Raw genomic sequence first — 12953 nt, 5'->3', positions numbered from 1 at the left:
ATGGATACGTCAAACAATAATAATCAGTTCAATTTTGCCGAAGATACTGGTGTCGATATCAAACAAGAATTTCTAAAATATTTGAGATATTGGCCTTGGTTTGTCTTGTCACTTGTTATGGCACTTATAGGTGCTTATGTGTATTTACGATTTGCACCGCGCATCTATCAGACAACGGCTAAAATGAAAATTTTAGATGAATCTGAAGGGCTCGAATTACCCACTTCCGCATTTGTTTTTAAAAGGGTTAATATCAACCTAGAGAATGAAATAGAGATTTTGACATCCTATCTCATTCTCGAACAAGTTGCCATGGATTTGAAATTGAACACCCGCTTTTATGAAGAAGGCACGATTCAAACGGCACAAATTGCTGAATTGCCATTTTATTATGAACAAATCATTCATCCCGACAGTATCACTTCTGGGATGTCTTATAGCATAGTGGTCAATCAAAATAATTTTGAAGTCACAAATCAAAAAACAGAAAAGACGTTTCAGTTTAAAAACCACGATAGCAGTGCCACTGAAAATAACTTGCCATTTAAGATCCACTTGAGCAATAAAAAGGCATTGAGTAGAATTAATGGTAAAAAATACCTTATAAAGTATGGCCCACTGAAAGCGGCAGCACTATCCTTAAAATCTCGAATAAAAGTGGAACCTGTTGGTGAGCAAAGTGACTTACTAAAAATGACAATAAAAGGGGAGAGCAAAGAGCGTTCAGAATGGATATTGAATAAATTGATGGATGTCTTCAATAAAGATGGCATAAATGATCGACAATTAGTTTCTAAACGCACATTAGCGTTTATAGATGATCGCTTCTTGTATCTAGCTAAAGAATTAGATTCCATAGAAATTGATCGTAAGGAATTCAAACAGCGTAATAATTTGGTAGATTTAACTGCTGATGCCGAATTAGGCTTGCAGCAACGATCTAAATCGGATGAGGAAGTTTTCCAAATAGAAAACCAATTAGCTATTGCTCAACTCATACAAGAAGCTTTAAATTCGAATGCTACTGATGGCCTTTTGCCAGCTAATATAGGATTAGATAATGGGAATATTAATTCCTTGATTAATGCTTATAATACAGCGATATTGGAAAGAGATAAATTGGTGAGTTCTGCAGGTGAAAACAACCCAACGGTTGCCTTAGCTCAGTCGAAAATAGAGGATTTAAGATCCAATATCACGCAGTCACTTAGATCTTATAACCAACAACTGAAAGTATCTCAAAGTCAGTTGCAAGGTCGTAATCAACGCTTTGTTGGACAAGTGTCACAGATTCCAGAAAAGGAGAAGTTATTACGAGCCATAGAACGGCAACAAAAAATAAAGGAAAGCCTTTATCTCTTGTTGCTTCAGAAGCGAGAAGAAGCGGCCATTAACTTAGCTATTACAGAGCCATCTATTAAGGTTGTGGATTATGCCATTTCAGGTTCTGGTCCAATTTCACCTAAATCCAATATTGTATATGCAGGCGCTTTATTGGGAGGTCTTTTAGTCCCGTTTGGAATTTTTTATCTCCTATTTATGTTGGACACTAAAATTCATGGTAAGGAAGATGTGTCTAAGGTGAGTAACACAGTGCCAATCATTGGTGAAATACCAGATATCAAGAAAAAAGATACACAAGTTTTTGAAAGTCCGAATGACCGTTCAGCGTTGGCAGAATCTTTTAGAATACTAGGCTCAAACGTCAATTATCTTTTACCGGTCAAAGAAACCGATAAAGGCAGCGTTATTTATTGTACCTCTACTATCAAAGGAGAAGGTAAAACATATATTAGTATTAATTTGTCATTGGCTTTGTCTAGCTTGAATAAGAAAGTACTTTTGATTGGCGCCGATTTAAGAAATCCGCAAATTCATGCACATATTAAAGCTGCAGACAAAAACTCACCTGGATTATCAAATTATTTACACGAATATGGTTTTGATTGGAAACAAAGTCTTGTAAAAGGTTTTGGTCAACATGAGAATCATGATATTCTCCTTTCAGGAAGTATTCCACCTAATCCGTCTAGTTTATTAACCAATGGGAGATTTACCGAGTTGATCAAGGAGGCCAGAGAGTTGTATGATTATATTGTCGTCGATACGGCTCCAACGATTTTAGTAACGGATACTATGCTTATTTCGCAATTGGCGGATGTCACAGTGTACATAGCCAGAGCGAATTTTACAGATAAAAAGCTATTGAATTTCTCCAAAGATTTATATGAATCTGGGAAGTTAAAAAATATGGCTTACGTTGTTAATGGCGTTGGTAATAACCGATCTTATGGTTATAACTATGGGTACAATTATGGTTACGGAAGCAAATAATTAGCTATTTGAAATCGTCCTTAAATGTTTGATGGTTTCGGTTTGATTGTCACTTTTAAAAATGTAGCTACCAGCTACTAATACATCTGCTCCAGCTTCAACAAGTGCTTTTGCATTTTTATCAGTTACGCCACCATCTATTTCTATTCGGGTATTTAAACCTTGTGCGTTGATCATTTGTCGTAATTTTTTAACACGATTATAAGTCATGTCTTCAAATTTTTGACCACCAAACCCAGGGTTAATTGACATTAAAAGTACCATATAACATTTTGGTAAGATGTCTTCAAGTACAGATATCGGTGTCGTTAGATTTAATACAACACTTGGCTTACAGCCTGCATTTTCTATTTGGGTTAGTGTTCTGTGCAAATGAACAGTGGATTCGTAATGAACCGAAATGATATCCGCTCCAACATTGGCGAACTCTTCAATATAACGCTCAGGTTTTTCAATCATCAAATGGACATCCAATGGTTTCGTTGCATGTTTTTTTATAGCTTGAATGACTGGCATTCCGTAGGAAATATTAGGAACGAAGTGACCATCCATTACATCAATATGGAACCAGTCAGCATCACTGTTGTTAACCATTTCTACATCGCGCTGGAGATTGCCAAAATCGGCAGCTAAAATTGAAGGAGCTATTAATGTTGTAGCCATAAAATATCTGTTGGATTAGTTTTGGGCAAAGATAATTAAAAAAACAAGTTTACTTGATTGGAATGACATCGAGATGTTATAAAAAAATGAACCCAGAGTAATCAGCTCTGGGTTCTTTCATCAATCAAAAAACGAACAGTTATGTGTAACTGTTTGTTACTGTAATTTAGTCGTAATAATTCGTATGTAATTACTAGCCTAAATAGGTTTTTAATATTTTACTTCGAGACGTATGTTTCAATCTACGAATCGCTTTTTCTTTAATTTGTCTTACACGCTCACGAGTTAAGTCAAATGTTTCTCCAATTTCTTCGAGTGTCATAGGGTGTTGATTACCTAGACCGAAATACAGGCGAATAACATCTGCTTCACGAGGCGTAAGGGTTTCCAATGCACGTTCAATTTCTGTACGCAAAGATTCATGTAATAAATCCTTATCAGGATTAGGCGATTCACCACTACGAAGAACATCGTAAAGGTTTGAATCTTCTCCTTCTACTAAAGGCGCATCCATAGAGACGTGACGACCAGAGTTTTTCATCGACTCTTTAACATCATTAATAGTCATATCCAACTCCTTGGCAATTTCTTCAGCACTTGGTGGACGTTCATGACTTTGCTCTAAAAAGGCAAAGGTCTTATTAATTTTATTAATAGATCCAATCTTATTTAATGGTAAACGCACAATTCGTGATTGTTCAGCTAGCGCTTGAAGAATGGATTGTCTGATCCACCATACAGCATAAGAGATAAATTTAAATCCACGTGTTTCATCAAAACGTTGTGCCGCTTTGATAAGACCTAAATTACCTTCATTAATTAAATCTGGTAAGGTTAATCCTTGGTTTTGGTACTGTTTCGCTACAGATACCACAAAACGTAAGTTCGCTTTGGTTAATTTTTCTAAAGCAATTTGATCACCTGCCTTAATGCGCTGAGCTAACTCCACTTCCTCATCAGCAGTGATTAAATCTACTTTTCCTATTTCTTGTAAATATTTATCTAAGGAAGCCGTTTCTCTGTTAGTAACCTGCTTCGTAATTTTTAACTGTCTCATTTAGAAATCTCCTTTAAATTTGGGTAAATGCACCGTACTATGTAGTTATACGTATCAAATCCAAAAAATGTTACAGGAAAACAAAATAAATTTAAATTTTAATCAAACTTTTGTTGGTAAGGTTGATGTCATCAAGCATTTCATTGGTAAACTTGTAATGACCTCTTGTGGTGATCAATCGGAATCTAGATGATTTTAAATTACTCAAGGTGTTGAGAAATAGCCATTTAGATTTCAATAATTTCGGCTTTTCACTCTTCAAGCTGATGTCGAAATAATGCTTTCGACCTTCTTTTTCAGCTACGATGTCTGGAGTAATGCTAATTTCACTTCCTTTTTTTGCAAAAGATTTTGGCGTTTCATAGCCTTCAACATCGGCTTTAATGTTTTCAAAACCACGCTGCTCTAAGTAGCTCACTGAATCTTTTAGTATGTCTTTGTATTTTTCTTTGTCTGAATATATCATAGCTTATAATATAACAAAAAAAATTAAATATGCAAATATTTTTAATGATTTCAATGCTTTGCTAAATGAACACGTCCACTATAGCCCCTTTGGATCACGTAATACATTTGATTGAATAAGGTCCTTAAATTTGATTCATAACTAGATAGGTTTTCTTAATCTAAAGTTAATACTAGAATCTGCTTTGGACTGCACAAGACTCTTGAGCGAGTCTTTAGATCATCATTTGGATATCATTCTTCGCAATTGATAACTGATAGTGTTGTCACAACATCATATTGAAGCTCATTTTCAATATCAATAATAGTAACGTAAATCGTTTGTTCTAGTTCTGATACTGTATAAATATCTTCAGAAACAATCGGATTTACCATATCGAGTGCGTCTTCTTCTGATTCATAGTATGTGATGGTAAAGTTCTCGTCTTCGAGATCTAATTCTAATGTATCAAAAATGCAGAATGTGTGATCATCTAGAATGAATTCTCCAATCCCACTATCTAATTCGGTTTCACAAGCTTCAAAATTAAAATTGCCACACTCCGTAAATGTTTCATCGCATCTTTGATTCAGCACAAGTTCAAGATTTTCATAGGTTAATAATAAAGAATTTTCATCGATATAATCAACCTTCCAGTCATGGTTAAAAAATGCGCCGATTTCTTCATCATCTATCAGGTTGATATTGATATGTAATTCATTTTCAATAATTAGTGGTGACCATGAACCTAAGATCTCTTCTTCGTCTATTGTTAATATAGTAGCGCCATCATTTTCATAAAAATAGTGGCCTAAATAGGTATTGTCGTAATTATAACTATAGCCAATTTTCCAGAAACAACTTTCAACTAGTACAAAACATTCCTGCAACATTTCTTCATTTAGGCAATTATCGATAGCATCTTTTAACTCTTCGGTTGTGTTTATTGTAAACTCTTCCCCTGACTCCAAAGTACTAGAAATAGGAAAACTGATACTTATTGAATGGTCTGTCTCTAAATCATCTAGTAATGTGCTGAATGTTTCATCATCTGTTACGTAATAGGTCTCTTGATAGAGATCCATATCGTCAAATATATATAGGGTTAAAGGGTAAATAAAATCAATACAAGCGATACTTTGATCTGGTCTTTCAGTATCATTGATAATACCCTTGATGTTCTCATATAGTTCGGCGTCTTGACGAATCACTTCTACTGAATTGATGTCAATAGCTGTATTTACGAAATCATCTTGATCATAAGAACAGGCTGTGAATAAAGTGGAGATTAAAATAATAGTAGCTAAATATTTGTTCATAACTGTGTTGTTTGGTTTCTAAGAAAATCACCCTGCTTTCTTATGAAATTTTATTGAATCATTGAATTTAACTAAAAAATGGCCATTTTAAAATTGAAATGACCATTTGTGATGTTAAAAAATTCTTAAACTCTAACGTGTCCATCGCCGTAAACATAGTACTTATTGGTCACTAGTTGCTTTAGTCCTAGTGGTCCTCTGTGATGTAATTTATCGGTACTAATGGCTAATTCTGCACCAACACCCATTTGTCCGCCATCGGTAAATCGCGTTGAGGCATTGTGGTATACGGCAGCACTATCAACGCGTTCCATAAATGTTTTAGCGCTCTTTTTATCTTCAGTGATAATGGCTGCTGAATGTCCTCCAGAATATTGGTTAATCATCTCAATGGCTTCATCGGCATTATCAACTTGAGCGATTAAAAGTTTCATCGCTAAGAATTCCTCGTACCAAATGTCTTCATCTGAGACCTTATTCGCATTTGGAAGGACTTCCGCTGTTTTTGTATCCACCACAACTTCTACATTTAATTTTGAAAGAATCTTTTCTAATTCATTTACCTTAAACATGTAGTTAGGTAGATTTTTATCAATCAATACTTTATCCAGAGCATTGCAACCAGAAATTTTATCAGTTTTAGCGTTGACGATCACTTTTACGGCTTTTAACCAATCGGCATCTTTTCCTACGTATAGGAAGTTGTTTCCACGACCACTAATCAACACAGCGCAGCTTGCGTGATCTTTTACGAATTTGATTAATCGTTCACCTCCTCGTGGTACAATTAAATCTAATTTTTCAGGTGGATTTTTCAAAAATTCTTGGGTTTCTTCACGTTTTAAATGAAGTAATTTTATCCAATCTTCTGACAAGTTATTTTCGCGTAAGGCCTCATGCCAGCACTTTTCTAAAATAAGATTACTGTTTAAAGCTTCTTTTCCGCCTTTCAATAAAATTTTATTATTCGCTTTAAATGCCAAGACAGCAGCTTCGATGGTCACATCTGGACGCGACTCATAAATAATCATGATGGTCCCGAAGGGCGCTGTTTTATTCGTGATTTTTAGTCCGTTGTCGAGTGTAATGTTCGAAAGATTTTGACCAACAGGGTCTTTTTGTGCTTTAACTTCTTCAATCGCCCTAATCATATCATCTACTTTGGCATTGTCAACCACTAATCGATCATACAATGCTTGGTCGTCTTTATCAAAAGCCGATAAGTCTTTTTGGTTTTCAATGATGATTTGTTTGCGCTCTCGATCAATGATGTTAATCATTGACTGAAGTACCTTATTTTTTAATTTTGTACTTAATAATTTCATAATTTATCTATGATGTTTTTATTAGTGAATAAATTTTGTTCCCACTTCTTTATTATCGATAATATCTACAATAACATTTTCACGTTTACCATTAGCGATATAAGTTGGAATATTTTTTCTAGCTGTTCCTTTGGCAATTCTCAATTTTGAAGCCATACCACCACGTCCTTCACCTTCTTTTTTGTTAGAAGCTTGGACATATTGCTCTACATTCTGAGTCACTTTGACCTCATTCAATTTTCTTGAATTGTCATCATCAGGATGTCCTGTGTAAAGTCCGTCGGTATCAGAAAGAATGATTAATCGGTCAGCATCTAATAATTCAGCAACTAAACTTGCTAGTTCATCATTATCTGAAAACATCGACATGGTTAATGAAACGGCATCATCTTCATTAGCAATAGGAATCACGCCTTCAGAGAGTAAGCCTTCATAACAATTAATCATATTTTCACGATGTTTACCAGGATCAAAATCGCGCTTAGTGGCAAGTACTTGGGCACATCTCATGCCATAATCATGAAAAATACTATAGTAATGACGCATCATTCTCGGCTGTCCTACAGACGAATACACCTGTCGACGAATCGATGAATCTTTGATATCTGTGTCTCCTAAGACTTCCTTGCCAGCAATTGCTGAACCAGATGACACAAGGATTACCATAATATCGCGCTCATACAATACAGAGATTTGTCGAACGAGTTCTCTTAGAACAGGTCCTAATATGCGATTATCTTTATTAGTCAGAACGTTCGTTCCAACCTTGACTACAATACGTTTGGGTTCTTGTTTATCCATGATTATTTTTTTCCTAGTTCTACAGCTCTGTCAAAAGCAGCGTATGCGGCTTCTTGGATGAGCTCTTTTACATTATTATCTTCCATAGAATCGATAGCGGCTTGTGTGGTGCCACCTTTTGAAGCCACTTTGTCTATCCATGATTTGGGTGAAATGTTATTTTCATTGAATAGGGTAATGGCACCCTCAAAAGTGCTGCTTACCAGTACTTTAGAATCGTAATCTGAAAACCCCATTTTCAGTGCTGCTTCTAGCATGGACTGCATGAAATAAAAGACGTATGCAGGACCACTACCTGAAATACCTGTAGAAGCATCAATAAAATTCTCTGTTTCAACGTGAATTGATGTTCCCGTGGTATCCAAAAGATTTCGAACCATAATCAATTCTACTTTAGAAACCTCTTTAGATTCGGTATAGGACGTCACTCCTTTTCCAACCTGAGCAGGTAGGTTCGGCATGGTTCTAATCACTTTTAAGGCATTCAATTTATCTTTAATGGTGTCTATAGTGACTCCAGCCATCAAGGAAACAATTAATTGCTCCTTATTAAGCATAGGTTTCATGGTTTCAAATAATCCGTCACTATGATATGGTTTTACGGCAATGAATACTATATCTGCTTTTGGAAGACAATCATCTAAATTGTCAAAAACATCAAAGCGTTCGTCTTGACGTAAGGTTTCTATCTTTTTTGGATCAGTGTCAAAAATTCTGAGTTTGTGTTTACTTAATAATGGTGAGTTGGCCATTCCTTCTGAATAGGTCAATCCCATATTTCCTGCTCCAATTACTAGTACTTTCATTTTTATATATCTTCTTTATGATAATTGATTATCAATTATTTCAGTGTATATACATCAAGGACTGTACGACAGTGCCATATTTTTCAAAGAATTTCAAATTTTCATGAATTTGATACCTTAAAGTCTATTTTTTGTGGCATTATCAGTTTTTTGCGCTAATTGTTAAGGAATTGTCAATACGGATTTGAACAGTTTTTTGAAAAAAGCTGACAGCTTGTCGGGTTTTGTTAATTTGTCCGTAAGAAATTTCGTCGAAACTCATAAAAAAAAGCCTGTTTCGTATCACAGGCTTTTTAGTAATTTAAATGTCTTTACTATCGTTTTTCAGGTAAACCACGTGTGAGCCATCCTCGTCTATTTGCTGTGGCAATGGCATATGGTGTAATCCAAAATAAGGCAAACGTGTAGAGGATACTGTAAGAATATGCCCAAATAGCTTCTTTAATCTCATAGCGGTGCGCATAAAATAGTACCGAAAAAGTGGATGTTACTAAAATACTGAGTAAGGTAGAACCTAAAAATAATAAAGGGTGCGTCAGAATAAAGAATAACATAAATAATATGAATGGGTAACTCATGAGGATTCTTGCAGACTGACTCAAGAATAACAATCGACTTCCTAATTTGCTTTCTTCTTTGAAGTTGGTAAAGACATATTTAGCCATGGCAATGTTTTCACGAACATTACTACGACCCCATCTAATAAACATTTTATAGAGTCCAGGATACGCTTCTGGAACATTCGTGTATGCCACAGCATTTCTTTGAAAAAGGACATGTTGCCCTTGTTTGAGAATCATGTTGGTCATGGCGCGATCTTCACCAATGTCTGAAGGTTGTCCCATAAACGTTTGATTGATCCATTCCGGAAGACATTCAAATACGGCCGAACTTCGATAGGCAGCCAGTGCTCCAGGTGTACACAATACAGAGTTTAAATGACTTTCAGCCGATCGTACAAACTCAAAGCTCATCACAAAACTCACATCTAACATTTTGGGAAGCATTTCCTTTTGATTGTTCAAAACACGAATATTGCCTGCAACGGCACCGCACTTTTCATCTGTAACAAAAGGGCTCACGAGGTTTTTAATGGTATTTGGATTGACTACAGAGTCACTATCTACCGTAACAAATACTTCACCAGTTCCTAAACGGAAACCACGATAGAGCGCATGACGTTTCCCCTTATTTTCTGGTTGCTGTAAAATTTCTAATGACTCACCTAAGTGTTGTTTAGCGTCCTGCATCCAATACCATGTATCATCCACGCTTCCGTCGTCAATAGCTAAAATTTGGAGTTTTTCCTTTGGATAATCACTTTTAGATAAACTCATGAGGGTATCCCAAACCTGCTTGCCTTCATTATAAGCTGGCACGATGATAGTACATGTTGGTAATTCTTGATCTGAAACGGCATCGATAGATTTGTACTTGTAATAATGGTAGGCCAAATAGAGAAGAAAGAATATTTTAAAGGCAAATAATATTCCAGCAGCTGTCATAAATATGAATCCAATAGAGGTGCTTTGCCTGTTGGCATTGAAGTCTTCAAAGTCTGTATGAAAGGTAGCGAAAAAATAAAGTCCGATACCTATTAAAACAAACGTACTTATAAGTACTATACGGTTGTGTGGACTTTCGGTTTTACCATTACTTAAGAATAAAGAACCGATACTATTACTAATACGATTGGTTTTTAAGTTACAATCTGTTTTTAATGATTTTAGAGTAATTTTATTTGTGAACATCTATTAATATTACTGTTGTTGTACTGAGTTTGTTAGATGTACGTTACGGTGCTCATTTTAGATTTTAACGGTTCTTTATTTAATATTTATTTAAGAAAACTTTTATTGATTACATGAAAAAACCCAACTAGTAAAAAACTAATTGGGTTTAACTTATTTAAAAAAATGATATGGATTAATCCTCCTTTTTATCATTTCTTGGTTTGCGATCATCACGGCGATTATCACGTCCGCGATTATCTCTACCTCTGTTGTCTCTTCCGCGATTATTATCTCTTGGAGGTCTTTCCTTAAAACCTTCTGGTTTTGGTAATAGGGCTTTACGTGACACTTTCTCTTTTCTTGTTCTCGAGTCGATTCCGAAGTATTTTACATCAAACACATCTCCCATATTAACCACATCAGAAACATTTTCAGTACGTTCCCAAGCTAATTCAGATACATGTAATAAAACTTCATTTCCTGGTGCTTCAGTATATTCAACAACAGCACCAAAATCTAACATTTTAATAACTTTCACTTCGTAAACGCTTCCAACTTCAGGCTTAAATAATAACGAATCGATTTTTGCCATAACAGCATCAATTCCTTTTTTACCAACACCTAAAACTTCTACAATACCTTCTTCAGTCACTGGATCTTCATTGATAACGATCGTCGTATCAGTTTCTTTCTGTAATTCCTGAATCACTTTTCCACCAGGTCCAATTAACGCACCAATAAATTCATTAGGGATACGTCTTGTGACCATTGTTGGTGCATGTTCCTTAACCTCTGGGTTTGGCTCAGCGATGGTGTCAGTCAATTTACTTAAGATATGTAAACGACCATCACGTGCTTGTTTTAGGGCGTTTACTAAGATTTCATAGGATAAACCTTTTACTTTGATATCCATTTGACATGCTGTAATACCATCGGCAGTTCCCGTGACTTTAAAGTCCATGTCTCCTAAGTGATCTTCATCACCTAAAATATCAGATAAGACAGCATATTTTCCACTATCGGCATCAGAAATTAATCCCATAGCGATCCCAGAAACAGGTTTCTTCAATTGTACACCTGCATCCATTAATGCCATAGTTCCTGCACAAACGGTAGCCATAGAAGAAGAACCATTGGATTCTAAAACTTCAGAAACGACACGAACCGTATACGGACATTCGTCAGGCACCATACCTTTTAAAGCACGTTGTGCTAAGTTGCCATGTCCTACTTCACGACGAGATGTGCCACGAATAGGTCGTGCTTCACCTGTTGAAAACGGTGGGAAGTTATAATGTAAATAAAAACGTTCTTCACCTTCAAAAGATGGCATATCAATTTGGTTAGCTTCTCGAGAGGTTCCTAGTGTTACCGTTGCTAAAGCTTGAGTTTCTCCACGCGTAAAAATGGATGAACCATGTGTTGATGGTAAGTAATCAACTTCACACCAAATAGGTCTAATTTCATCCGTTTTACGTCCGTCTAAACGTAAGCCTTCATTTAAAGTTAAATCACGAACGGCTGCTTTTTCAGCTTTACTGTAATATTTGGATATTAAGCCACCAAAATCTTCCAACTCTTCTTCTGAAAACGTTGCTTTGATTTCTTCTTTGATTTCTCCAAAAGCTGCTCCTCTTTCATGTTTAGCTGAACCGGCTTTTGCAACAGCATACACTTTGTCGTATGCCATGTCGTAAATCTTTTTTTCTAATGCTTCATCTTCACGCTCTGGTTCATACTCACGAACTTCTTTTTTACCGAAAGCTTCTGCAAGTTTTACTTGAGCAGCACACTGTACTTTGATAGCTTCATGAGCAAACTTAATTGCTTCAGTCATTTCTTCTTCAGAAATTTCATCCATCTCACCTTCTACCATCATCACAGAATCGGCAGAAGCACCAATCATCATATCGATGTCAGATTCTTCTAACTGTGAACGTGTAGGATTAATGATAAATTCACCATTAACACGACCAACTCGAGCTTCTGAGATAGCGCATTCAAAAGGGAAATCTGATAACTGGATTGCAGCGGATGCAGCAAGTCCAGCCATAGCATCTGGCATCACATCGTCATCATGTGACATTAATTGAATCATCACTTGCGTTTCGCTATGATAATCTTTAGGGAAAAGTGGACGTAAAACACGATCAACTAATCGCATTGTCAATACCTCACCATCACTTGGTCTAGCTTCTCTTTTAAAGAATCCTCCAGGATAACGACCAGCAGCTGCAAACTTTTCTCTGTAATCTACCGTTAACGGTAAAAAGTCGACATCTGATTGCTTGTAATTGGAAACAACTGTACATAATAACATACATTTTCCAGATTGAACAACAACAGAACCATGAGCCTGTTTTGCTAATTTTCCGGTTTCAATAGAGATTTCTCTACCGTCACCAAGGTCTATGACCTCTTTGTAAGTTTGTGGAATCATAAATTTTTAATTCAATTCCAGCACTATTAA

General features: G+C 35.9%; 10 protein-coding genes. 1 reads left to right on the top strand and 9 read right to left on the bottom strand.

The genetic code is table 11. The annotated features are described in order from the left end of the window. Positions 1–2334, top strand: coding sequence for a GumC family protein (locus ACU8DI_RS01130; protein ID WP_447110894.1), 2334 nt, complete (start codon positions 1–3; stop codon positions 2332–2334). Here ACU8DI_RS01130 and rpe read toward each other — a convergent pair whose 3' ends face one another. The 9 genes from rpe to ACU8DI_RS01085 all read right to left on the bottom strand — a co-directional run bounded on the left by rpe (position 2335) and on the right by ACU8DI_RS01085 (position 12923). Continuing rightward, a complete protein-coding gene (rpe, locus tag ACU8DI_RS01125) occupies positions 2335–2997 on the bottom strand; it encodes a ribulose-phosphate 3-epimerase (protein WP_447110893.1) in 663 nt (220 codons plus the stop codon). A 193-nt stretch (positions 2998–3190) separates the two neighbouring features. Then, a complete protein-coding gene (locus ACU8DI_RS01120) occupies positions 3191–4054 on the bottom strand; it encodes a sigma-70 family RNA polymerase sigma factor (protein WP_094967995.1) in 864 nt (287 codons plus the stop codon). A 91-nt stretch (positions 4055–4145) separates the two neighbouring features. Then, on the bottom strand, positions 4146–4520 hold the full coding sequence (locus tag ACU8DI_RS01115; protein ID WP_447110892.1) for a hypothetical protein: 375 nt from the start codon (positions 4518–4520) through the stop codon (positions 4146–4148). 233 nt (positions 4521–4753) lie between these two features. Then, the gene (locus tag ACU8DI_RS01110; protein WP_447110891.1) at positions 4754–5818 is read right to left on the bottom strand and encodes a hypothetical protein; all 1065 of its coding nucleotides are present in this window, start codon (positions 5816–5818) and stop codon (positions 4754–4756) included. 125 nt (positions 5819–5943) lie between these two features. Beyond that, entirely contained in the window at positions 5944–7143 is a 1200-nt protein-coding gene (locus ACU8DI_RS01105; RefSeq protein WP_447110890.1) for a glutamate-5-semialdehyde dehydrogenase, read from the bottom strand. Between the two features lie 21 nt (positions 7144–7164). After that, complete coding sequence (gene proB / locus ACU8DI_RS01100) at positions 7165–7944, bottom strand: glutamate 5-kinase (protein ID WP_447110889.1); 780 nt, start codon at positions 7942–7944, stop codon at positions 7165–7167. A 2-nt stretch (positions 7945–7946) separates the two neighbouring features. Then, complete coding sequence (proC, locus tag ACU8DI_RS01095) at positions 7947–8750, bottom strand: pyrroline-5-carboxylate reductase (RefSeq protein WP_447110888.1); 804 nt, start codon at positions 8748–8750, stop codon at positions 7947–7949. A 314-nt stretch (positions 8751–9064) separates the two neighbouring features. Further along, on the bottom strand, positions 9065–10501 hold the full coding sequence (locus ACU8DI_RS01090; protein WP_447110887.1) for a glycosyltransferase: 1437 nt from the start codon (positions 10499–10501) through the stop codon (positions 9065–9067). A gap of 175 nt (positions 10502–10676) precedes the next feature. Further along, positions 10677–12923 (bottom strand): polyribonucleotide nucleotidyltransferase, encoded by a 2247-nt coding sequence (locus ACU8DI_RS01085; RefSeq protein WP_447110886.1) that lies wholly within the window; start codon positions 12921–12923, stop codon positions 10677–10679. Between the last annotated feature and the right edge of the window lie 30 nt (positions 12924–12953).

Source organism: Psychroserpens sp. BH13MA-6, from assembly GCF_052983595.1.
The sequence above is the reverse complement of the archived record's forward strand: the minus strand, read 5'-3'. Positions and strand labels throughout refer to the sequence as shown.